The sequence below is a fragment of the Companilactobacillus nantensis DSM 16982 genome (assembly GCF_001435815.1).
Classification (GTDB): Bacteria; Bacillota; Bacilli; order Lactobacillales; family Lactobacillaceae; genus Companilactobacillus; species Companilactobacillus nantensis.
Map to the genome: position 1 here is coordinate 35942 of NZ_AZFV01000006.1, position 21204 is coordinate 57145.

Below are 21204 nucleotides of genomic sequence, written 5' to 3' on the forward strand. Positions count from 1 at the left end.
AGAATTATCATTGAGACAATATATAATTTGGAGGTTTTACTATGGAAACTTTTGAAATGATTAAATCACGTAAGGCTGTTCGTCAATACACTGGTCAAATTACCGATGAACAATTGAATAATATTTTATTAGCTGCTAATGCTGGTGCAGTTGGTTTAGGAAAATTTGAAGATTAACGTTTAACTGTTATCCAAAAGCCAGAAGTTTTAGCAAAATTAACCGGAACTTACGATGCACCAACAGTTATCATCGTTTCTTCGACTAACAATAGCTTAATGGAAGGCATTTCCGCTGGTACAATTGTCCACAACATGGAATTAACAGCTGAAAATCAAGGTTTAGGCTCTAACTACAATATGGCTTGCCTCGGTTCGATTCCAGAAAACATCATTCCTACCGGCTTCAAACCACTCTTTACATTGACTTTAGGTCAAACTAACGAAACTTTTGTTCCCCGTGATATTTCATTGAACAAAATTGAAACTAATATCATTAAATAAGGAAGGAATTTATAAATCTTATTATGGAGTTCAAAGAAACCGTTAAATCACGTCATTCTGTTCGTCACTTTAGTAAAAAGAACGTCTCTACAACTGATATAGAAGAAATTATTAAGCTAGCTCAACTTGCACCTTCTTGGGTCAATTCTCAACCTTGGAAAGTTTATGCAGCAACTGGCAAAGCTTTGGAACAAATCAAGACTGACTATGAAACTAAAGACCGTAATAGTGAAAAATCTCATCCTGATTTTCCAGTCATGCATCGTGATGATTGGAATAACCGTACTCAAGCTAATATGAAACAGTGGCGTCACGAAATCGTCCATCATTTTACCGACTTTGACGAAGCTCATCATATTATGTCTGATGCCAGTAACCATCTCAATTACGCACCTGCGATTCTCTTTTTAACAATGCCCAAAGATTCATCGTTATGGTCCGTTTTCGATATGGGTTCGTTTGGTCAAACAATTATGTTAGCTGCTAAAGATAAGGGATTAGACACCATTCCAAATTACAATAGTGTTCGTTTTCCTGAGGTTCTACGGCGCTATCTCGATATTCCTGAAGATGAAACAATTGTCGTTGGTATTTCAATTGGTTACGCCGAAGCTGCCAAGATTAACACTTACCGTTCCAAACGTGAACCGATCGAGAATGTTTTAAAAATAAGAAAGTAATCCATCAAAAAAAGCTGTTGCAAGATTAATTTAAATTCTTGTAACAGCTTTTTTATATAAGAGACTTTAATAAGTACTGGCAACCTGATTAGTAATAATCCAGTTGCCATTTTGTTTAGCAAAATACATTTTCATCTGTAATGGCCAAGTGTTGACCCCACCACCCCAGATTTTAGCCTGCACTTGATTTTGTCCAATCAAACTTGCTTGATTGTCATAAATTTCAATATCTTTAATGTTTTCTTCTTTTGAAGACAAATATTGCATCTCATCATTTTGAATCTGATCGATCCATTCTAGCTTAGGTTGAACGTATCCTGTCATATGAGTCAGTTTCATAGTTGGAGCTAAAATTTGGTTTAATTTACTAAGATTTTTTGCCACCATAGCTTCGTTTTCTTCACGATATAATTGAATAATTGCTTCTTGATCAGTCATCTTAATCACACTTTCTGATTTCATTTACAAGAAAGATGATACCTTGTTGACCATTTTAGAGCTATTTCAATTCAAGTCATGATTGATAAGCATTACTTATGCAAAACTTTCCTTCAATAAATCGGCAAACGTTTCAATATAAAATCCTGAATTATCATCTTTCCAATATGCATAATAATTTTGTTTCAATTTGCGGTCACCTTTAACAAGCTTAATAGTCTTAACAATGTCCTGATTCAATTGGCTTTGCATGCGTGCATTGATGATTAAATAACCTTGATTAGCTGCTACTAACATCTGCGCTTCATCGTAATTTTTAGCAAAAATGAAGTTACTTCTAACTCCAAGAATATCACGGTAATAAGCTTCATCAGTGGTTGGATTCTCGCTATCTGAAATCAAAATACACGAAAGATCAGCTAATTCCTCAATATCAATTTTTTCATTACTAACTGGCAATGAGTGACTAACTGCTACCATAAATTCACTAGCGGTCAAAAACTCATTTTGATACTCATTCGATAGTGCTCGCCGTTGATCTGAGAAATTTAAATCTATTTTCCCAGTCTGGAGTAATTCATATAATTCCTCATGATTGCCACTAGTTATGTGAATTTTTACTTGTGGATATTCTTGAGTAAATTTTGAAACTGTCTGCAAAAATTCAGTCGTTCCGAAGCTACGTAAATAGCCAACATTGAGATTCACTTCATTATTGCGAACAATCTTAGTAGTGTTTTGAACTAATTGATTAACATCTGCCAAAATATCCTGACTGTGGGTGTAAAAATACTGTCCAGCCTCAGTTACTTCAAAGCTGCGACCTTTTCGTTCCAATAATTTCACCCCTAAGTTACTTTCGAGCTCTTTCATTTGTTGAGAAATGGCTGATTGAGAGATATTACACTCGACTGCAGCTTGGGTGAAACTGTGATTTTTAACTATGGCGATAAAATACTGCATTTGTTGAAACATTTATTTTTGCCTCAAATTCATCTTTTTTCTTATTATAACAATATTTAGATAGACAAAAAATAACCCCTATTGGGGCTACCTTATTTTGTATTTAAACCAACACTTTCGTTTGAATAATAAGTTTCATCAGCTACCGCATTTTTAACAAAATCTGCAATAGAACTAATTGAAACATCATGTCCACCAAAAGGTTCACCTTTACGTGTAATTTCATAATTCACTGGACCATTAGTGAACCAACCTGGACGAATTACGGTATAGTTCAAATCGGAAGCTTCCACAATATCGGCAGCCTCTCGATAAGGATGAAGGACACCATTATTTTCTAAATTACCGTTACTACCAACGGAAGCAGGAATTTCATTATAAATTCCCATTGAAGTAATGAATAGTAATCTGGAAACATGATTTCGATCCATTGCTGCAACGATTTTTTTAGCAAATTGACCTAAAGGACCACTCAAAGCAACGAAGACAGCATCTTGATTAGCCATAGCTTTGTCCAAATCAGCATCTTTCATCACGTCACCAGCAATGACTGATTCTTGATCACCAACGCTCAAACGGCTAGCACTACGTGCAAACAATGTTAACTTGTCATCTGTTTCATTCAAAAGTGTTTGGCGAACAGCTCCACCGATAGTACCTGTTGCACCAATAATTAATACATTTTTCATTTTAAAATACCTTCTTATTTATCAATAATTAATAATGATTTAATAGCAGTTCTCTTGTCCATTGCTTCATAAGCATCTTGGATATGATCAAGGTCAAACCGCTTCGTAAAGACTTTGCCTGGATTGATTTCACCATTTAAAACAGCATTTAATAAAATCTTTTTATCATCAGTTGTCACTGAAGCAATGCCGCCACGAAGACCAATATTTTTCCAGAATAAGTTATTAGTATTCATTTCTGCTTTTTGAGGTACACCAACACGACCAACAATTGCACCAGGGCGACCAACTTTAACTGCAGTATCAACGGATTGTTCCGTACCAACACATTCCAAAACGGCATCAGCGCCAGAACCAGTTAATTCCATAACTTTTTCAACGGCTTCATCGCCACGTTCAGCAATAATATCGGTTGCGCCAAATTCTTTAGCTAACTTTTGACGGTCTTCATGACGACTCATGGCAATAATACGTTTGGCACCAAGCAATTTAGCGGAAAGAACACCACTCAAGCCAACAGCTCCATCACCCATTACAACGACTGTATCACCTTTCTTAACTTCGGCACTTGTAGCAGCATGAAAACCAGTTGCCATTACATCTGCCAAAGCTAGAAAATTATTAAGCATTTCATCAGAATAATCTTCAGGTTGACCAGGGATTTTAACTAAAGCCCAGTTAGCATTGGTAAAACGAAGATATTCACCTTGATAACCACCGTTGCCACCAGCTTCTTGGTTCAAACAGTCTCCATCAAAGCCTGCTAAACAAGCTGCACAGTAACCACAACCATGTGTAAATGGTGCAATCACGAAATCACCGACTTTGACATCTTTAACATCAGCACCGACAGATTCAATGACACCGATAGCCTCGTGGCCCACTGTTGAACCGGATTCACGTTTAGCAATTCCACGGTACCACCAGAGGTCTGATCCACAGACACAAGCACGAACAATCTTGATAATGGCGTCCGTTGGTTTTTGAATTGTTGGTTTAGCATATTCCCTGACTTCCATTTTTCCTGGTTCAATAAAAGTTGCTGCTTTCATAATTTGAATTTCTCCTTAATTTTGTTTTATATAAATATTTCTTTGATTTAACTTACGAGTCATATCTTACAAGCAAAACTGATTATAACCAATTTGAAATTTCATTCTGATTGATAAGTTTTACTTATGATTTTAAAAATAAAAAAAGAAAGAGTCTGGGACAATACTATTTTTGTCTTTAAACATGCTGCATAAACGTGGAACAAAACATAGCTTTTTCCGCTTAAAACAAATAGCTCCAGCAATCCAAAATCGGATTACTGGAGCTATTTGCCTTAATGCTCGAAAGCTGAACATGTTTTGTCCCACTCTCTTACTTTTTAAAATGACATATGAATTAAGCTAGTTTTCCAACTGCATTGAGCTTAGCCAATACAGAATGTTTATGTGGTGATTTCATAATTGCTTCTGACAAATCATTTCCGGCAACATTGCCGTGATGCTTGCCGCCCTTCCATGGGTCAACATTTGTCATATCATAGACAATTCCGTCGATTGCTACATAAGCGGGATTGCCATTTTCACCGTTAAATTTCTTTAATTCCTCAAGTGTAAATTGTTTATCTGCCATCTTTTCAACCTCACCTTCCAAATTATTATCTAATATCATTATGACATTTATCGATAGATAAAGATAATTTTAAAGCTCATAAGATTTATTGAATTCTTTATTTAAATCTAACTAATTCAAGAAAAAATCCGTCGCAATATCCAAAGCTTCTTGTCGAGAATTACCAATTTCAAAGCCATGGTCAGCATCAGATAATAAATGTAAGGTGTCATTAGAATACACATCATCATATCGTGTCGAAGCAATTTTATTCACCACTGTATCTTTCAATCCATGAACTAAACAGACTGGTCCATGATATTGTTGAGCCACTTCATAAATAGGTAAAGTTTGAGCTGTCCGCAAATAAAATCCGCCTAGTGTTAGACCCTTCTTAATTGGCAATTGATCTGGAATATTATTTGGATCATAAGTAAATCCTTGTGTATCACCCTTTAAAGCATCATCTTTCAAAGTTGCTGCTGGAGCCAATAGAGCTAATTTAGCAATCTTTTCTGGATAATAACCCGCTATCATACTGGCAACTACACCACCTTGGGAGTGTCCCAATAAATAAATCTTTCCAACGCCAGCAATTTGTCGAGCATAATCCAAAATTGCTTTAGCATCGCCAATTTCATTTAAGACCGTCATATCTTCAAACTTTCCATCCGATTGACCGTGACCATTAAAATCAAAGCGTAACGTTGCCAATCCTTTTCCCTCAAAACGTGCAGCCAATTGATATAACAGTTGATTTGGGTTCATGCCACGGTCAGACGTAAAGCCGTGCATTAAAACAACTAAATCGAATTGTTTTGTTTGCGGTTTATTAAAAGTTCCTCGTAAAGTTAAACCGTCTCGTTTTATTTCGATATCCATTTAAAATCATCCTCTTCTGGTGAATTAGGATTATTTTAATACTGTTATTCAAAAATGGATATAATGAACTTGAACAGATAGGAGTATATAAAAATGACAGATAAAATTCTCGTTATTGGTGGTACTGGTAATATCGGCTATCCACTAATTAAATATTTAAATCAAAAAGACATCTCCGTCATCGCTGGCTCACATAGTCCCAACAAAGCTGCCAAAAAATTTCAAAGCTTTGATAATGTAACAGTTAAAGGCTTTGATTTCCTAGACTCCACAACTTTTGAATCGGCTTTTAATGGTATTAACAAAATCTTTTTCGTCAGACCACCGCAACTAGCCAATCCCCAAAAAGATATGTTTCCATTCTTAAAATACGCTCAACAACAAAAGATTGATCAAATTGTTTTCATCTCGTTATTAGGTGTTGAAAAGAACCCTATGACTCCACATCACCAAATTGAACAAATGATTTTAGACTTGAATTTGCCATATACATTCATCAGGCCAAGCTTTTTCATGCAAAATCTTGATACCACCCATCAACTGGACATTCAAAAAAATCATGACTTGTTCATTCCCGCTGGCAACTCACGGACTAGTTTCATCGATACACGGGATATTGGTGAAATAGCTGGAATTGCATTGCTCAATGATAAATATTTCTATCAAAAGCTTAATATCACGGGACCAATGGCTTTGTCATACCACGAGATTGCTCAAATAATGACTCAAGTATTGGGGACGACTATCACTTACAGCAAACCAAGCCTATGGAAATTCCGAAAAATAATGTTAAAACGTGGAATGAAAAAAGACTTTGTTAACGTGATGGTAATGCTTTATTTGATTACTCAATTGGGCAATGCCAAGGAAGTGACTGATACGGCTGAGAAAGTTCTTGGTCACAAACCTAGAACTATTCAAAACTATATCCAAGATTACGAAAATTATTTCAAATAAAAATGCGAAAGCCAAAATTAATTGGTCTTTCGCATTTTTTCTTCTATTAATATTTAAGCGGAATAAGAATTGATACTCTAAATTTTTCCACCAAAGACTGGGAATACACTAGCCTCTCCATAATCCATTTGATCAATTGCCATTAAAGTCTTCATATCTTCATCAGAAATTTCAAAATCCAATTCAGCATTAGCTTTCATATGTTCGGGATTGGCTGACTTAGGCAAAACTATCACGTTCAATTGCCAATCATAGCGAATGCACAATTGTGGCACACTGACGTTATATTTGGCAGCCATTTGTTTGATTCTTTCGTCTTTCATCGCTGCACCATGGGCAACAGGTGAAAATGCCTCAACCGCAATATCATTAGCTTGTGAGTATTTGATAATGTCCATTGGCGTATCACCAATATGAATTTGAACTTGATTAACTGCCGGTTTAGTTGAACTATTTTTAATTAAATTGTCCAAGTCTTCCTTGCCAAAACTGGAGACACCGATAGTCTTCAACTTACCTGCTTTAACAGCATCTTCCATCGCACGCCATGTTTCCAAGTTTCCTTCAAAATGACGGTCATTACCTTGGTTAACTTCATTCCATGGTTGGGGATTATGAATAATCATCATATCCAGATAATCCAAGCCCATCTTATTTAAAGTCTCATCAATTGATTGTTTAGCAGCATCGTAATTCTTAATTTCAGCCGCTACTTTGGAATTAACAAAAATCTCATCACGACTAACACTAGCATTACGAACACCTTCGCCGACACCACGTTCATTGCCGTAAGCTTGAGCCGTATCGATATGACGATAACCAATATCAACTGCACTCTTAACTGCATCGGCTACTTTATCGTCAGGAATTTCCCAAACTCCTAAAGCTAACTTAGGAATCTTAACTCCATTATTTAATGTAATTGTTTCATCAAAAATTGACATATTTTTCTCCTCTTATTAAACTTCTTGTCCTGTAGGACGAATTACCATTTCGTTAACTGCCATATTGGCTGGTGTATCAATCACAAAAGCAACTGCTTGAGCGATTTCTTCTGGTTGTAAAGCCATCATTTCAGAGCCTGGTTGTTTCATTGCATCAACTAAACCTTCACGAACTTCCTTATTATTAATTGAATTGAATAATTCAGTTTTCACTGAACCGGGAGCAATAATGGTTGTCTTAATATTGTTAGCATGTTCTTCTTGACGCAAACCTTCCATAATTGCCCGAACGGCATATTTAGTTCCTGAATAAGCAGCATAACCTGGTAAAACCTCATACCCTAAAACAGATGATGTGGTAATGATATGACCATGCTTTTGTTTCTTCATAACTGGTAAAGCTGCAGCGATACCATTCAATACGCCTTTAACATTAATATCAAGCATATTTTGCCATTCGTCATGAGCTACTTGATCCAAATTATTAACTGGCATAATTCCCGCGTTATTAAATAAAACATCGATGTGACCATATGACGCTACGGTATATGCTATCACCTTTTCTACTTCGTCAGATTGAGTAACATCTGCTTTAAAAGCCTTAATTTCTGCATCAGGATTTTGTTTCTTAATTTCTTCCAAACGATCGAATCTTCTGGCAACAATGCTCAACTTAGCACCTTGTTTGGCTAACAAATTAGCCGTGGCAGCACCAATACCACTTGAAGCACCCATGATTACAACTACTTTATCTTTTAAACTCATTAATTTGTCTCCTTAATTGTTTTAATAATTCGTGCTGGAACACCAGCAACAATCGTATTAGCTGGCACATTTTTCGTAACCACAGCTCCAGCAGCCACAATTGCATTTTCACCGATAACAGTTCCCGGAGTAACTGTGACATTTGCCCCCAACCAAGCGTTATCGTGAATATAGACGGACTTAAAATTTAAATGCCGTCTTTCCTCAGGATTGACACGATGATTAACAGATGTAATGGTCGTATTGGGCCCAATCAAGACATTGTCACCAATATAAATTCCACCCAAGTCAACAAACATTGAACAATTACTAATGTAAACATTTTTACCAAGATGTAAATTTTGTCCAAAATCGGTATAAAATGGCAAACGAATTTCCGTGGTCTCATCAATTTTTTCATTTGTAATTTGACTGACTAACTCGCGAATTTCCGTTTTTGTATGTGGCGTATTATTTAATTCTTGGACCAATATTTGATTCCGCCGATTAACTTTTTCAATTTGTTCGTAGGCTGCTGTTCCTACATCCATTTTTGATTTCATCTTTTGCACCTCACTGATTGAAATCAGTATACAAAGAGATTAATATAATGTTAAATACTTATCATGAATCATTAACCATAACTTTTAGTCATAACAGGAGTCTATCAATGGATGTCAGGGTTTTACGATACTTTATTGCCATTGCTCAGGAACAAAATATTTCCCGAGCCGCTCGTTTACTACACGTTTCACAGCCTGCTTTATCACGTCAAATAGCTGATTTAGAAACCAATTTAGGTACTCAATTATTTATTCGTGGCAAACGCCAAATTCAATTGACCCAAGATGGTTATTATTTGTTAGAACGTGCCCAAGAAATCGTCGGATTAGTTGATAAAACAACCTATAATTTACAAAAGCAAGATGTTGTCAGTGGTACTTTAGATATTGGCGCTGGCGAAAGTGTCGCTCTTCAATGTGTAATGGACACGGTTCACGATATAATTCACAAATATCCAGAAGTTCACGTCAACTTCAACAGTGGTGATCACGCTATTATCGAATCAGCCTTGGATAGTGGCATTTTAGAATTTGGTATTATTATGGGTCATAATGAATTAGGCAACTACAATACTTTGCAATTGCCAGAAAGCAATCGTTGGGGCTTATTGATGCGTCAAGATGAACAATTAGCTATAAAAGAATCAATTCAACCGAGTGACCTACTAGGCCGCTCCCTACTTGCATCACAACAAATTAAACAACATCAAGACTTAAAAAATTGGAGTCAGGGTTTATTCGAGCAGTTCAACTTTGTCGGGACTTATAATTTAATTTTCAATGCTAGTTTATTAGTTAAAACCGGCGCTTGTATGGCACTAACATATGAAAATTTAGTTGATGTCTCAGCTGACAGTGAGCTGACATTTAGACCATTAACACCTGAGTTAACCGATCCGAATACGTTGATTTGGAGTAAGAAACGAACTTTACCAGATGTTGATCAATTATTTTTGAAAACTTTGAAAGAAAAAATTGGAGAACAATAAGATGAAAATTTATTTTGCGGCATCCATTCGCGGTGGACGAGATGATGTTAAAATTTATAAAGAGTTGATTGATTTTCTTAATCAAGATAATCAAGTTTTGACCGAACACATTGGTAACGGGAATTTGTCTGTCACGAGTCAAAGCCAGTCTGATGATAAATATATTCGTGACCGTGACATTAATTGGATGAAGGAAGCTGATTTAGTTGTTGCCGAAACATCCAATCCTAGTTTGGGTGTCGGCTATGAATTAGCTTATGCAGAAAAATTGCACAAGCCGGTGATTATTTTGCATAATTCAACTAAGAGCCAATTGTCGGCGATGATTAATGGGACCGACTATTTTAAAGATATTTTCGAATACGAAACAGTTTCAGAAGCTATCGAGATTCTTAAAAGATCAATCAAATTATAGGGGGATTTAAAAATGAAATTATCTAAAGCAATTACTTTTATTGCAATGTTTTTAGTAGCCGCTACGGGTGCAATTTTGACCTCACAAAATGACACTCAAGCCGCCAAAATTGCTACTACAATTACGGGAAGGGGACCAATTACGCTCTACACTTCAGATGGGACTAAAATAACTGACCGTGCCTTAAGTCCTAATACAGAATGGGCTGTTGGAAATACCATTTTAATTAACGGATTCAGATATTATCAGGTAGCAACCAATGAATATTTGGATTACAACGATGCCACTTTGTCCGATGTACAGAATCCGGTACAAGAACCCTTAATTGGAACTGTAATGACTAATAATCAAAGTGGGACTGTAACTATTGATAAGAATCTCAATTACATGTCTCCCACTCCTCGTCTACCTGAAGGTTCAAAATGGAAAATTGGTCAGTGTCTCGTTAATACCTTTGGCGAAATATATGTTGAAGTTGCCAGAAATACTTACGTTCCAGCTGTTCATATGATATTTAATCAGATATTACCAAGTCCAACATATGACCAAAGTTTCTTCTATCAGCCACTCCGTGACCCACAAAATACTTTCCATTATAGTGGTATTGACGAATGGTTTAACTTTTAGATAGCTTAGTAAAAAAGGATTCTACAAAAATTTTGTAGAATCCTTTTTTTTATTGCTAAATTTTTCAAATAATTTTATGATTAGTTTGTCCTTTATCAAGGAAGAAAATTATAGGGGGATTTACAGATGAATTTATCTAAATCAGCATCAATTATCGCTGCTTTAGCAATGGCATCTACCGCAGGTTTGATTTTCACACAAAAACAAGCGAACGCCTCAACTATCGCAACCATAACTACCAACGGACCAGCAACACTATACGACATTAACGGTAACGCCATCACTAACCGTGCCCTATCACCTAATTCAAAATGGGCTGTCGGAAGTATTTTTGTTTCTGGTGACAAGGCCATTTATCAAGTTTCAACCAATGAATACTTGAGATCAACCGAAGCTAATTTAACTGGTGATTACGCTTATTTGCAACCAAATAAATCAGCAGCTTCTGCCAAATTAACCGGACAAATCATCAATGGTACTACTACCTTGTATCGTGATGATACTAATTCTATGTCAAATCGAATGTTAGCTAACGGTTCTAACTGGGCAATTGGTAAGCACTATCTTAATAAAAATGGTGACGATTTCTTCCAAGTTTCAACCCACGAATATGTTAATGGTAAACATTTAAGTTTGAATCATGCTCCTGAGCAAACAATCTACAGTGCCAACTTTGGTATTTCTGGTGCCCATGTTGATACTGATGATGAGGCAAATACTTCAAATAACAATAATAATGATAATAATTGGTCAAATATCGGTACTGACGATAATTCAAATGTTGTTAATACTAATAACAACACGAATACTAACGTTGATACAAACACAGACAACAATAATACATCGACTGATACAGAAACATACAAACCAAACGTAGCTAACATTAATAAATACTTTGTTGCATACCTAAACGCTTTGCATAAAGCTAATGGAACTGCTCCGGTCCATTCAACTGATCACTTCATGAGTTATGCTCAACAACGTGCTGAACAACAAAATGGCAACAATTTGGATCACTCAACTGCCACAGAAAATGATTCAGAAAATCTATCAAGTGCCGGCTTTAATTATATGAACTATGTTGGCGTTAAATCTGATAAAGATGCTGCCTACTTCCTATTAAAGGATTGGTATGACGAAGATAATAACTATGCCGCAATTGGTCAAGAAGGTCACTTTGGTCACCGTGCTGCTCTAATTTATTCTGGCCCTGAAGTTGGTTTAGGAATTACTGATAGCGATGCTGCTTTTGATGCTAATTGGAATATGGCTCAAAATGATCAATTCCTTCAAATTTACAATTACACTGGTTCAAACCCTAATACTAAATTTATTTCTAAAGATTCAATTTAATTTTTGAAATCGGTTTCTACTAAATATTGAAATGTTTATAAAATTCCTCTATGATTAAATTATCCGATATTTAGGATGATATATTATAGGGGGATTTTTTATGAAATTTGCAAAATCAGCGGCTTTTATTGCTGCTTTAGCAATGGCTACAACTGGTGCATTGTTTGTCACACAAAATGATGCTCAAGCCGCAACTGTTGCCACAACTACAACTCAAGGTCCAGCTTGGCTTTATACTTCCGGGGGGAAAATGATTACTGACCGTGCTTTAGCTCCAAATACTAAATGGGCTGTTGGACAAACAATCACAATTAACAACGAGAAACTTTACCAAGTGGCCACAAATGAATACTTGAAGGCTAGTGACTCTAGTCTATCTGACAATACTGCTCAAGCTCCTTTGATTGGTACGGTTACTTCTTCTCATGGGACACTTACTATCAGTAAAAAACTGAACGAGTTTTCTAACAGTTTTGGTCTTCCTCAAGGTTCACAATGGAGAATTGGTAAATATATCATTAACCGTTTGGGTAAAAAATATGTTCAAGTTTCCGGTGACGAATACGTTCCAGTTACGCACATGAAATTTAATCAGCCACTTCCAGAACCAACTTCTGATCCTGATTTCTTTTACTATAAAGAAATGGAAGATCCTAATTACAAACCACTTACTGACTATTAAAAAATAAGGGGATAACTATGAAAAAGAATAAACTTGCAAGCATACTAATTGCTCTAACTATTACAATCATTTGTGGTTTTTCGACGAATAATATCTCTACAAAGGCTGCAACAAGGCCCACCTTCTTTGTTCGTAACGTTACAAAGCTTTATACTTCTGAAGGAAAATTAATCAGTAATCGTGCTCTAGGTCCATATACAACTTGGGCTGTTGGTAAGGTCGGCTTCATTGATGGTTCTAATTACGCTCAAGTAGCTACCAATGAGTACGTCTTTGTTGGTGACGGACAAATATACAATGATAATCCTGACGATGATGTTCAACTCACTAACTACAAACCTGATATAAATAAAATTAATGAATATGTTGTTAAATATGTAAACGCAATTCACGCGGCTAATGGAACTCAACCAGTTCATACTTCTGCTGATTTTATTAGCTATGCTAACCAACGTGCTGCACAACAAACTAAGGGACACCTTGACCATTCAACGGCGACACGCGAAACATCAGAAAATCTCTCTAGTGATGGATACCATTATCTACTTTTCTGGGGCTACGTTCATTCTGATAAAGACGTTGCATATTATTTATTAAAGAGTTGGTATGACGAAACTTTTAATATGTGGAGTTATGTAGGTACTAGAGGACACTTCGGTCACCGTGCAGCCATTATCTATTCTGGTCCAACTGTTGCCGTTGGTATGTCTGATGATGCCGCATCCTTTGTAGCTGACTGGGCTCCTGGTAATGATTTCATGAATCTTTACAATTACACTGGTACATCTCCAGATACTAAATTTGTTTCAAAAGATTCCGTTCAATAATAAAAATAAGGAAAATCCCATTCAAGGATTTTCCTTATTTATTTACTATAGGTTAAATATGCAATACCATTAATTTTCTTGGCTGATTCTAAATTAAGTTCCTTAAAATTAGTTTTCTCGGAGAACAACGGAATACCCTTCCCCAAAATAATTGGAACAATGCCAATTTGATAACTGTCAATCAAATCGCTATTTACCAACGGCGCAATAATACTGCTACCACCGATAATCCAAATATCTTTTTTCGAAGGTTGACTCTTTAACATTTCGACCAAATCAACCGCATCGTCCCGTATAAAATGGATATTATCAAGACTTTCTGTGGGATGAGTCGTTAAAATATAATTTTCATAATTATCATATGGATAGTTATTTGGGGACAATTTATTAGCTACTTGCTCATAAGTTTTGCGGCCCATCACTACGGTATCAACATTTTTGACGAGTTTTTCGTATTCGTGATCGGTTGTTTCACCAGAAGTAAAGTCGCTATCAATTAAATAATCAATATTACCGTCTTCTTCAGCAATATAACCATCTAAGGTTTCAGCGATAAATAAAATAACTTTGCGTGCCATGATTTTAACCCCCGGCTGCTTTATTTGGAATAATTATATAATCAATCATCGGCAAATGCATGGAATTAAGCAATATTTCGATTTTACTTTTTGTCAGTTGTATTATTTCTGAAAATAATTCTATCTATTTGTAAAAGTTATTGTTATACTGAAATTGATACAGCTTTTATAAGTAACAATCTCAGTTACTTTGTATCAAAGAAAGAGCTAGGTGTGGTCACCTAGCTCTTTTTTTGTGCTTTTTTATTTTTCAGTTGAGTGGCGGTCACCTAACAAAAATTCATCTTTATGCTCAAACATATACTTCACCGTCGTCGGATCTTTCCCCGTCAATTGATAAAAATCACTCATCGGTACATCCAAGTACCCCTCTCGAACAGAAGTTCCAAAGGTAACCATCCCTTCGGAAGTAGCTTGAATTGGGCTCTTAGAAAAATCACCATCTGTATTTCTAGGTACACCAATTTTATCAAAATAATCATAAAGTTCCTGGTCAGTTTTCTTCACGTAACTAATTTGATTACCGGTCACTTCATTACCAACCTTCAAAAAATCAGTATATGTAAATGGTTCTAATCCATTAATATTCAAAGTAGCCCTATGCAACTGGTCATCACTTAAAGCACAAGCAGCACTCAAGGCGGCATCACGTCGGGAAATGAACCAGACACGACCATTACCCATATTTTTCTCAATCGAATTTTCATGATTATTAACAGCTCGCAAATAATCAGAGATAAAAGCTTCCGCAAAAAGTGAATTTCTCAAAAAGATATAATCCAAATCGGTATTTTGAATAATGGATTCAGTATAACCGTGATCCGCATTTTCAACGCTGGGGTTAAACGGGTTACCCGCTGACAAAACAGACGTATAAATAACTTGTCTGACCCTTGCTTTAACACAAGCCTCCACAAAATTCTTATGTGCCTGGCGTCTTTTTTTCCCCACAAAAGGCATTGAGATTAATAAAACTTTATCCACATGTGCAAAAGCTTTTACCAATTCATCCGGAGAATTGAAATCTACCACAGCTGTTTGAATACCTAAATCAGCATATTTTTTCAATTTATCCGCTTGTGGTGCAGTAAAAATCAATTTATTTTTAGGAATCATTTCTTGAATATACTCAGCTACTAATTTTCCAAAATTTCCATCAACACCATTAACAACAACTTTTTGCATTTTCAATTCCTCCACGCCTTAAAATGTATGCGGTTACATGATATGCAGTCATGACTATTAAAGTCAATACCAAAAGAACAGCAATCCAAAATCGGATTACTGTTCTTATTTTGCCTAATGATTAAGGGCCGACTATATTTGGTGCCACACTCTAATAATTAACAACCTTAGTACCAGCATCAGATCCATAAACAATCTTCTGCACATTTTGCGTAATTTCAGCAATCTTCTTAAAACCACTGAATCCACTTTGATTATGACCATTTGTCAAAACAACAAGAATATATTTCTCACCATTTGGCAATGTCACGATTCCGGCATCATTATTGACGTCATCGAGAAAACCGACTTTATCTTGAACTGTTGCACCGGCATCAGCGGCAGTCGCACCAGCAGGTATACCGGTTCGATAAATTTGTTGGCCCATTAGATTCAATATTTTTATCCGATCACTTTTGTTTTGGAAAGCACCTGTTCCGTTTTCCAAACTTTCTAACAACAATTGCAGGCTGTAACTAGTTGTTTGAGTCCCCTCACCTGCTTGGAAAACAGCTGAATACCAACCTTGGTTAGCTCCAAAAGTATTCAGTGCTTCGGTTCCGTAATTATTGATTTGTTCTTCAGCGAAATCATTCTCACTGTTAACAATCATTTTTTCGAAACCTTCTTCATTATCCGTCGTCCAGCTAAAGTTTCCGTTCAACTTTTGTTGCATCAAAAAAGCCGCTAAATATAACTTGTAAGTACTGGCAGCTGTCTTAACTGCATGGGCGTTAGACTCAACTTCCAGACTACCTTTTTGATAAACCTTGGCGTACTTGCCGTCTGCAGCATCACTACCATCTGTGGCACCGAGATTATAAAAACTAACACTAGTTGTACCATCTTTAGTCACACTATTTAAATAACTCGTCAGGTTATGTTTGATGATTTTTTGCTTCTTCTTGATAGCTTGGTCAGTTTTAGCATTGTCATTGCCACTTGAAGCATACGAATTATTGAAATAATAACCCAATCCGGCAACCAGCACGACGACTGCCAAAAGGATTCTTAAATATTTTTTGATTTTTCTTTTTTTAGTTCTTATGTGATTACCTCATTTCAACGTTTATATTTAATTATTCATAATTGATTTAAGTAATTCCATTATACGAGCTAAAAGTGAATTTGATTAATACATTTTCATTACATAATTTTTACATCGAATATTAAAAACAAGCCGTCATTATTGGGATTTGCTAAAACTTTTTCCAGCTTGATTTAAATCAAGTTACTTCAGCAACAACCTCTCTATACTAAAATCATTCAATGAAAAGAGGTTTTCCCCATGACTGCTGTTAAAGATTATTTAGATGAACGCCACGACAAATTAGATTTCTATACCAAAGCAATTACTAACGCTCACGGACAAAATCATCCCGAAGTTTTCGATGTTCGCCAAGAGTATATCAAATTATGTTTAGATGCTCGTGATGGTAAAAATTTGAACGATAATTTTGAACAACTACGCCAAACAACTCACGATTATGCAATTCCCAATGACGTCTGCCCCGTTTTTGAAGCTACTTATCACATGTTAAAAAGTGCTGACGATATTAATGCTAGTGCTTAAATTAAGCTATAACAAAAAAGGCTGTTACATAACTACTTTTTCCTAAACATGCTGCATAAACGTGCAACAAAACATAGCTTTTTCCGCTTAAAACAAATAACGCTAGCAATCCAAATTCGGATTACTAGCGTTATTTGCCTTAATGCTCGAAAGCTAATCATGTTTTGTCACACTCTCTAATTTCTAACTTCTTCAACATCCCCATACCAATACTGAGCTGTAATCCCACCATCAACTAGGAAATCACTGCCGGTTATGAACGAACCACGACGATCCATCAATAATTCAGCCAAGTTGGCAATTTCATCGGGAGTACCTGGACGTTTCGTGACCATTGAATCAAACATTTTCTTATATCCTGAACCACGAGGGCCGTTGAGTTCATCTAGTGCTAATGGTGTCATGATAATTCCCGGACTGATAGCATTGATTCTAGCTCCACGTTCCTGCCATTTCACAGACTCCGAAGCTACACGCAAGACGTTAGTTCTTTTGGCATATTGATAAGCAGCCAATGAATCCGTAATAATATCAGGCTGCAGGATTGGTAAATCTAACAATTCTTCCGTTGGTGTCATTGCTAAAGCCTTGTTGTCCTCAACTGACAGTCCTGGTAAACGATGACCTGACTGTGATGAAATAACGATTCCTGCACCGCCGGCAGCCATAACTTTGCCAAATTCCTCTAACAAAACTGAAGTACCATACAAATCAACTTTTAAAACTTCCTTAGCACTAGCTTGAGATGGCGATACACCGGCAGCGTTAACTAGACCCATTATTTTACCAAGACTCTGAGCTTTCTTAACAACTTCCTTGATCGATACTCTTGAAGAAAGGTCAGCCTTAATCGTTTCAACTGAAAACCCAGCTTCTGTCAAATGTTTTTGCATTAGAGCTAATTTTTCTGAACTGTAGTCTGCCAACAATAACTTTCTACCTGCTGAAATACGACGAACAATTGCCTCACCGATAGCACCAGCTCCAAATAATACAACTACTTCATTATCCAATATATATATCCTCCATTGATTAAACGAGTTAACTTTCGAGATATATATTACAAAGAAATGTATTGCAGACCAATTCTGATTCTAAAAGCAATTCATAAGTTTTGCTTATTAGTCACCAAAGTAAAGTGCTTGTTTAAGGTACTTTAGTTTTTTTTGAATAATCAAAGTTATTATTTTGGGTTCGTATTTCCATTAATTTTATATCGTAATTTTTCTGTAGATTCAACCAGGTTTTCAGGGATACTCCAGTAAATTCAGCTAATTTATTAGCAACATCTTCACTGATATCTTCTTTACCATTTATAATTTTACTTATCGTTCTTGAAGATACCCCAAGTTGTTCAGCAAATTCAGATTCAGTGATATTACGTTCCCGGATAATATCTTCTACGTATGACCCAGGATGAAAAGCAATCGAATTATTGTATTTAATCTCATTACTCATAATGTTCATGCCCCTCCTCCACTTATATTTGGATATTTCTACAATTTGCCAATTTATTACGATTAAACAAAAATGGATAAAATATTTTCTTAATTAATTGGAATATAAATATCAGTTTGACTATGACCCTTAAAACTCTTTGGTGGATCAGTAACATATAATTCAAATGGAACGGCATCACGAGATTGCTCAGGATTCTTCAAAAGCCATTTATCATACATATATTTCCACGCATCACCATATTCTTTTGGTGATAGTTCGAAATGTCCAACTCCAAATTTTCCAGAAATTCTTGATAAACAAACATTGCCGTCTTCTATAACATTGGCTTCATTAGGAACTGTCATTGCTACACTTGTGCGTAAATTTTTATCGGCAGTAATAAATGGATTATCATCATACATCGTTAAAACTTTAGTCTCATCAGGAACAATCAAATCGTTTTTAGTTCCAAAATCAAATAATTCCTTGAACATTTTTCGGCTATTTTTTCTAAAATCCGAATAGCTTCCACGGAAACGAACGTAAATAATTTTTAAATTTACTTCCATTGTTGTAATACTCTTAGGTTCAATCATTTTAAGCCCTCCGTTATCTTTATGGACTCATTATTTCATGTTCTGCAAGGAATCTCTTGTCAATTCTTGCTGTTTTCGATAATTGGACGGACTTATTTTAAAATAACGTTTAAATGCTCGACTAAAGGTACTTGCATCGTTATAACCATAATTTAAAGCAATTTCCGTCAATGAAATTGAAGTATTCACAGTTAAGTAGATTGCTGCTCGCTCCAACTTAAACCTAGTCACAAATTCATTAAGTGTCTCCGTTGAATATTTGCTATAAATTCGATGAAAATGAAATTCAGACAAATGGGCATTAGATGCCAAATCCTTTAACAATATTGGGTCTCCCAAGTGTTGTTCAATATAGTCTTCTGTTTTATTTATCAACCGCTGATAATTCTGACTCGACATATCTTTAGTCATTATCTGCCAACCAAGCTGTCAATCGTTGCATATACGACTTAGTTTCATCAATAAACGCCATGTGACGACTTTTAGCAAACAAACTCCATTCAGCATTAGGCAACTGATCAACCATTGTTTTGGCAACTAACGGTGTACACAAATCATTCGTTCCACTCGTTACTAACGTTGGTGTGACAATATTATGTAATTTGTCAGTATAATCATAATTCCTTAAAGTTCCAGTTGGGCAATATTCATTGGGACCCCAAGCTGTGACATAGGAAACCTCACCACTAACTTTCGGACGACGTAAAAATTCTGGAGAAGCACTTGTAATAGGACCAGAAGCATGTTGCAACATGAAGTGTTCATTGGCTGTTAGATAAGCTGAACTCGTGTAATCATTTGTTTCTTCGGCTTGAGCAATAGCTTTTTGGTCGGTAACTGACATGAATTTAATCATCCGATGTTGCTCTTGTGCCCACAACTTAGCCGATGACAAAGTACTGGCTAAAATCAAACTTTTCACACCTTCAGGATTATGGTCACACATATAAATAATCGCCAACATTCCGCCCCAAGATTGACCTAACAAATGTACTTCTTTTAAACCAAGATATTCGCGCAAAGACTTCAATTCTTCAACCCAAGTATCCGCTTGAAAAAGGCTTGAATCATCAGGAATACTCGACTTACCACAGCCTAATTGGTCATACATGACAACTGGTCGACCAGTTTGTTTAGTCAGTTGGTCGAAGATTTCAAAATAATTATGCGTTGATCCTGGTCCACCGTGTAAAAGTAAGAGTGGCGTCCTATTGGTATTTAAATCTCCAACAATTCGATAATAAGTTTTATATTCATGAAATGGCATGTAACCCTCAGTGATTTCCATCTAAATCCTCCCCCCAAATTTTACTTTCTAGGATTATTACAACACACCAAACACCTAGAAAAAAGTCGAATGTAACAAATATCACTAATTGAACATTTTAGGATAAGGTTTAGCAATTCCCCGTTTCAAATAATCTTCAGCATACATGTCATAAATATCATTACACACTTGCCAATTAAGCTCGGGCCATACTTTTCTTTGCAAATCATCAATTAAGGATTTTGTCAGAACAACTTTAGATGGTCGCTCCAGTTTGTAATCCACCTTTTTACCATGTAAATAATAACCTTTTTGATAAGTTGCAACCCGACCATTGAATGAAACAATCTCATCTTCAATTAATATTCCTAACTTTTTAAATCCAACCGTCAAATTAAGCCAAAGATAATCAGCAACCGCTATTTCTACACCATTTTCATCAAGCAATTTAATATCCTTCAAGATCATCGTTGGTTTTGCATGAATCTTGCCCCAATCGCTATATCTAAAGCCATACTTAACAAATTTTCCAGTATATCTATAACGTTGTTCACTACCTAGCTCCTTCAACTTCGTCCGCATATTTGTATCCCTCACTTTGTTCCGTCTGATATACAAATTACGAAGAAAAAGTTTATTTATTAAAAAATCGGCAAAATAAAATCCCAGCT

The 21204-nt window shown here is 35.9% G+C and carries 29 protein-coding genes; 11 read left to right on the plus strand and 18 right to left on the minus strand.

Annotation, left to right across the window (positions count from 1 at the left end):
- Positions 1-41: 41 nt before the first annotated feature.
- From FD31_RS14525 to FD31_RS03680, 3 genes are all read left to right on the plus strand, one after another.
- The gene (locus FD31_RS14525; RefSeq protein ID WP_307724942.1) at positions 42-176 is read left to right on the plus strand and encodes a hypothetical protein; all 135 of its coding nucleotides are present in this window, start codon (positions 42-44) and stop codon (positions 174-176) included.
- 99 nt (positions 177-275) lie between these two features.
- On the plus strand, positions 276-500 hold the full coding sequence (locus tag FD31_RS14530; protein WP_307724943.1) for a hypothetical protein: 225 nt from the start codon (positions 276-278) through the stop codon (positions 498-500).
- Between the two features lie 23 nt (positions 501-523).
- Positions 524-1180, plus strand: a complete 657-nt coding sequence (locus tag FD31_RS03680) for a nitroreductase (RefSeq protein WP_057891413.1) — start codon at positions 524-526, stop codon at positions 1178-1180.
- A 66-nt stretch (positions 1181-1246) separates the two neighbouring features.
- Here the strand turns inward: FD31_RS03680 and FD31_RS03685 are convergent, their stop codons facing one another.
- The 6 genes from FD31_RS03685 to FD31_RS03710 all read right to left on the minus strand — a co-directional run bounded on the left by FD31_RS03685 (position 1247) and on the right by FD31_RS03710 (position 5754).
- Positions 1247-1618 (minus strand): nuclear transport factor 2 family protein, encoded by a 372-nt coding sequence (locus FD31_RS03685; RefSeq protein ID WP_057891478.1) that lies wholly within the window; start codon positions 1616-1618, stop codon positions 1247-1249.
- Positions 1619-1714: 96 nt separating this feature from the next.
- Entirely contained in the window at positions 1715-2593 is an 879-nt protein-coding gene (locus tag FD31_RS03690) for a LysR family transcriptional regulator (RefSeq protein ID WP_057891414.1), read from the minus strand.
- Between the two features lie 80 nt (positions 2594-2673).
- The gene (locus tag FD31_RS03695) at positions 2674-3270 is read right to left on the minus strand and encodes an NAD(P)H-binding protein (RefSeq protein WP_057891415.1); all 597 of its coding nucleotides are present in this window, start codon (positions 3268-3270) and stop codon (positions 2674-2676) included.
- Between the two features lie 14 nt (positions 3271-3284).
- Positions 3285-4322: a zinc-dependent alcohol dehydrogenase family protein gene (locus FD31_RS03700; RefSeq protein WP_057891416.1), complete on the minus strand. Its 1038-nt coding sequence runs from the start codon at positions 4320-4322 to the stop codon at positions 3285-3287.
- Positions 4323-4659: 337 nt separating this feature from the next.
- Positions 4660-4893 carry a cytochrome b5 domain-containing protein gene (locus tag FD31_RS03705; protein ID WP_057891417.1) on the minus strand — a complete coding sequence of 78 codons (234 nt, stop codon included), beginning with the start codon at positions 4891-4893 and terminating at the stop codon, positions 4660-4662.
- A 111-nt stretch (positions 4894-5004) separates the two neighbouring features.
- Positions 5005-5754 carry an alpha/beta hydrolase gene (locus tag FD31_RS03710; protein WP_057891418.1) on the minus strand — a complete coding sequence of 250 codons (750 nt, stop codon included), beginning with the start codon at positions 5752-5754 and terminating at the stop codon, positions 5005-5007.
- A gap of 93 nt (positions 5755-5847) precedes the next feature.
- Between FD31_RS03710 and FD31_RS03715 the strand changes: the two genes are divergently transcribed.
- On the plus strand, positions 5848-6711 hold the full coding sequence (locus FD31_RS03715) for an SDR family oxidoreductase (protein ID WP_057891419.1): 864 nt from the start codon (positions 5848-5850) through the stop codon (positions 6709-6711).
- A gap of 77 nt (positions 6712-6788) precedes the next feature.
- Here the strand turns inward: FD31_RS03715 and FD31_RS03720 are convergent, their stop codons facing one another.
- From FD31_RS03720 to FD31_RS03730, 3 genes are read right to left on the minus strand one after another with little or no spacing between them, the layout of a single operon-like run.
- Positions 6789-7655 (minus strand): aldo/keto reductase, encoded by an 867-nt coding sequence (locus FD31_RS03720; RefSeq protein WP_057891420.1) that lies wholly within the window; start codon positions 7653-7655, stop codon positions 6789-6791.
- A 15-nt stretch (positions 7656-7670) separates the two neighbouring features.
- Entirely contained in the window at positions 7671-8420 is a 750-nt protein-coding gene (locus FD31_RS03725; RefSeq protein ID WP_057891421.1) for an SDR family oxidoreductase, read from the minus strand.
- Positions 8420-8962: a DapH/DapD/GlmU-related protein gene (locus FD31_RS03730; RefSeq protein WP_057891422.1), complete on the minus strand. Its 543-nt coding sequence runs from the start codon at positions 8960-8962 to the stop codon at positions 8420-8422. Before FD31_RS03730 ends, FD31_RS03725 begins: the two co-directional genes overlap by 1 nt.
- Positions 8963-9069: 107 nt before the next feature.
- On the opposite strand from FD31_RS03730, the gene FD31_RS03735 reads away from it, so the two are divergent.
- The 6 genes from FD31_RS03735 (at position 9070) to FD31_RS03760 (ending at position 13855) form a co-directional block, all read left to right on the plus strand.
- Positions 9070-9951, plus strand: a complete 882-nt coding sequence (locus FD31_RS03735) for a LysR family transcriptional regulator (protein WP_057891423.1) — start codon at positions 9070-9072, stop codon at positions 9949-9951.
- A gap of 1 nt (position 9952) precedes the next feature.
- Complete coding sequence (locus tag FD31_RS03740; protein ID WP_057891424.1) at positions 9953-10366, plus strand: nucleoside 2-deoxyribosyltransferase; 414 nt, start codon at positions 9953-9955, stop codon at positions 10364-10366.
- A gap of 12 nt (positions 10367-10378) precedes the next feature.
- Positions 10379-10993: an SLAP domain-containing protein gene (locus FD31_RS03745; RefSeq protein WP_057891425.1), complete on the plus strand. Its 615-nt coding sequence runs from the start codon at positions 10379-10381 to the stop codon at positions 10991-10993.
- 126 nt (positions 10994-11119) lie between these two features.
- The gene (locus tag FD31_RS03750) at positions 11120-12346 is read left to right on the plus strand and encodes a hypothetical protein (protein ID WP_057891426.1); all 1227 of its coding nucleotides are present in this window, start codon (positions 11120-11122) and stop codon (positions 12344-12346) included.
- 100 nt (positions 12347-12446) lie between these two features.
- Positions 12447-13028 carry an SLAP domain-containing protein gene (locus tag FD31_RS03755; protein WP_057891427.1) on the plus strand — a complete coding sequence of 194 codons (582 nt, stop codon included), beginning with the start codon at positions 12447-12449 and terminating at the stop codon, positions 13026-13028.
- Positions 13029-13045: 17 nt separating this feature from the next.
- Positions 13046-13855 (plus strand): CAP domain-containing protein, encoded by an 810-nt coding sequence (locus FD31_RS03760; protein ID WP_057891428.1) that lies wholly within the window; start codon positions 13046-13048, stop codon positions 13853-13855.
- Between the two features lie 38 nt (positions 13856-13893).
- On the opposite strand, the gene FD31_RS03765 is transcribed toward FD31_RS03760, so the two are convergent.
- From FD31_RS03765 to FD31_RS03775, 3 genes are all read right to left on the minus strand, one after another.
- Positions 13894-14433: a dihydrofolate reductase family protein gene (locus FD31_RS03765; RefSeq protein ID WP_057891429.1), complete on the minus strand. Its 540-nt coding sequence runs from the start codon at positions 14431-14433 to the stop codon at positions 13894-13896.
- Between the two features lie 243 nt (positions 14434-14676).
- The gene (locus tag FD31_RS03770; RefSeq protein WP_057891430.1) at positions 14677-15618 is read right to left on the minus strand and encodes an NAD(P)H-binding protein; all 942 of its coding nucleotides are present in this window, start codon (positions 15616-15618) and stop codon (positions 14677-14679) included.
- A gap of 151 nt (positions 15619-15769) precedes the next feature.
- Positions 15770-16660 (minus strand): serine hydrolase, encoded by an 891-nt coding sequence (locus FD31_RS03775; RefSeq protein ID WP_235805322.1) that lies wholly within the window; start codon positions 16658-16660, stop codon positions 15770-15772.
- Between the two features lie 285 nt (positions 16661-16945).
- Here FD31_RS03775 and FD31_RS03780 point away from each other — a divergent pair, with 285 nt between their 5' ends.
- Positions 16946-17230, plus strand: a complete 285-nt coding sequence (locus FD31_RS03780) for a hypothetical protein (RefSeq protein WP_057891431.1) — start codon at positions 16946-16948, stop codon at positions 17228-17230.
- Between the two features lie 176 nt (positions 17231-17406).
- Here the strand turns inward: FD31_RS03780 and FD31_RS03785 are convergent, their stop codons facing one another.
- The 6 genes from FD31_RS03785 to FD31_RS03810 all read right to left on the minus strand — a co-directional run bounded on the left by FD31_RS03785 (position 17407) and on the right by FD31_RS03810 (position 21115).
- Entirely contained in the window at positions 17407-18243 is an 837-nt protein-coding gene (locus tag FD31_RS03785; RefSeq protein WP_057891432.1) for an SDR family oxidoreductase, read from the minus strand.
- A gap of 133 nt (positions 18244-18376) precedes the next feature.
- Entirely contained in the window at positions 18377-18688 is a 312-nt protein-coding gene (locus FD31_RS03790; RefSeq protein ID WP_083483577.1) for a HigA family addiction module antitoxin, read from the minus strand.
- Positions 18689-18777: 89 nt separating this feature from the next.
- On the minus strand, positions 18778-19266 hold the full coding sequence (locus tag FD31_RS03795; RefSeq protein WP_057891434.1) for an AraC family transcriptional regulator: 489 nt from the start codon (positions 19264-19266) through the stop codon (positions 18778-18780).
- 30 nt (positions 19267-19296) lie between these two features.
- Positions 19297-19677, minus strand: coding sequence for a helix-turn-helix domain-containing protein (locus FD31_RS03800; protein ID WP_057891435.1), 381 nt, complete (start codon positions 19675-19677; stop codon positions 19297-19299).
- Complete coding sequence (gene pepI / locus FD31_RS03805) at positions 19670-20554, minus strand: proline iminopeptidase (RefSeq protein ID WP_057891436.1); 885 nt, start codon at positions 20552-20554, stop codon at positions 19670-19672. Before pepI ends, FD31_RS03800 begins: the two co-directional genes overlap by 8 nt.
- Before the next feature lie 84 nt (positions 20555-20638).
- Positions 20639-21115 (minus strand): hypothetical protein, encoded by a 477-nt coding sequence (locus FD31_RS03810; RefSeq protein WP_057891437.1) that lies wholly within the window; start codon positions 21113-21115, stop codon positions 20639-20641.
- Positions 21116-21204: the final 89 nt, after the last annotated feature.

Coding starts and splice junctions, on each gene's coding strand:
- FD31_RS03750 (WP_057891426.1), top strand. CDS start 11,120: ATGAATTTATCTAAATCAGCATCAATTATCGCTGCTTTAGCAATGGCA.
- FD31_RS03755 (WP_057891427.1), top strand. CDS start 12,447: ATGAAATTTGCAAAATCAGCGGCTTTTATTGCTGCTTTAGCAATGGCT.
- FD31_RS03720 (WP_057891420.1), bottom strand. CDS start 7,655: ATGTCAATTTTTGATGAAACAATTACATTAAATAATGGAGTTAAGATT.
- FD31_RS03725 (WP_057891421.1), bottom strand. CDS start 8,420: ATGAGTTTAAAAGATAAAGTAGTTGTAATCATGGGTGCTTCAAGTGGT.
- FD31_RS03760 (WP_057891428.1), top strand. CDS start 13,046: ATGAAAAAGAATAAACTTGCAAGCATACTAATTGCTCTAACTATTACA.
- pepI (WP_057891436.1), bottom strand. CDS start 20,554: ATGGAAATCACTGAGGGTTACATGCCATTTCATGAATATAAAACTTAT.
- FD31_RS03810 (WP_057891437.1), bottom strand. CDS start 21,115: ATGCGGACGAAGTTGAAGGAGCTAGGTAGTGAACAACGTTATAGATAT.
- FD31_RS03730 (WP_057891422.1), bottom strand. CDS start 8,962: ATGAAATCAAAAATGGATGTAGGAACAGCAGCCTACGAACAAATTGAA.
- FD31_RS03690 (WP_057891414.1), bottom strand. CDS start 2,593: ATGTTTCAACAAATGCAGTATTTTATCGCCATAGTTAAAAATCACAGT.
- FD31_RS03710 (WP_057891418.1), bottom strand. CDS start 5,754: ATGGATATCGAAATAAAACGAGACGGTTTAACTTTACGAGGAACTTTT.
- FD31_RS03705 (WP_057891417.1), bottom strand. CDS start 4,893: ATGGCAGATAAACAATTTACACTTGAGGAATTAAAGAAATTTAACGGT.
- FD31_RS03770 (WP_057891430.1), bottom strand. CDS start 15,618: ATGCAAAAAGTTGTTGTTAATGGTGTTGATGGAAATTTTGGAAAATTA.
- FD31_RS03765 (WP_057891429.1), bottom strand. CDS start 14,433: ATGGCACGCAAAGTTATTTTATTTATCGCTGAAACCTTAGATGGTTAT.
- FD31_RS03745 (WP_057891425.1), top strand. CDS start 10,379: ATGAAATTATCTAAAGCAATTACTTTTATTGCAATGTTTTTAGTAGCC.
- FD31_RS03695 (WP_057891415.1), bottom strand. CDS start 3,270: ATGAAAAATGTATTAATTATTGGTGCAACAGGTACTATCGGTGGAGCT.
- FD31_RS14525 (WP_307724942.1), top strand. CDS start 42: ATGGAAACTTTTGAAATGATTAAATCACGTAAGGCTGTTCGTCAATAC.
- FD31_RS03800 (WP_057891435.1), bottom strand. CDS start 19,677: ATGACTAAAGATATGTCGAGTCAGAATTATCAGCGGTTGATAAATAAA.
- FD31_RS14530 (WP_307724943.1), top strand. CDS start 276: ATGGAAGGCATTTCCGCTGGTACAATTGTCCACAACATGGAATTAACA.
- FD31_RS03685 (WP_057891478.1), bottom strand. CDS start 1,618: ATGACTGATCAAGAAGCAATTATTCAATTATATCGTGAAGAAAACGAA.
- FD31_RS03790 (WP_083483577.1), bottom strand. CDS start 18,688: ATGAGTAATGAGATTAAATACAATAATTCGATTGCTTTTCATCCTGGG.
- FD31_RS03740 (WP_057891424.1), top strand. CDS start 9,953: ATGAAAATTTATTTTGCGGCATCCATTCGCGGTGGACGAGATGATGTT.
- FD31_RS03715 (WP_057891419.1), top strand. CDS start 5,848: ATGACAGATAAAATTCTCGTTATTGGTGGTACTGGTAATATCGGCTAT.
- FD31_RS03680 (WP_057891413.1), top strand. CDS start 524: ATGGAGTTCAAAGAAACCGTTAAATCACGTCATTCTGTTCGTCACTTT.
- FD31_RS03795 (WP_057891434.1), bottom strand. CDS start 19,266: ATGATTGAACCTAAGAGTATTACAACAATGGAAGTAAATTTAAAAATT.
- FD31_RS03735 (WP_057891423.1), top strand. CDS start 9,070: ATGGATGTCAGGGTTTTACGATACTTTATTGCCATTGCTCAGGAACAA.
- FD31_RS03700 (WP_057891416.1), bottom strand. CDS start 4,322: ATGAAAGCAGCAACTTTTATTGAACCAGGAAAAATGGAAGTCAGGGAA.
- FD31_RS03780 (WP_057891431.1), top strand. CDS start 16,946: ATGACTGCTGTTAAAGATTATTTAGATGAACGCCACGACAAATTAGAT.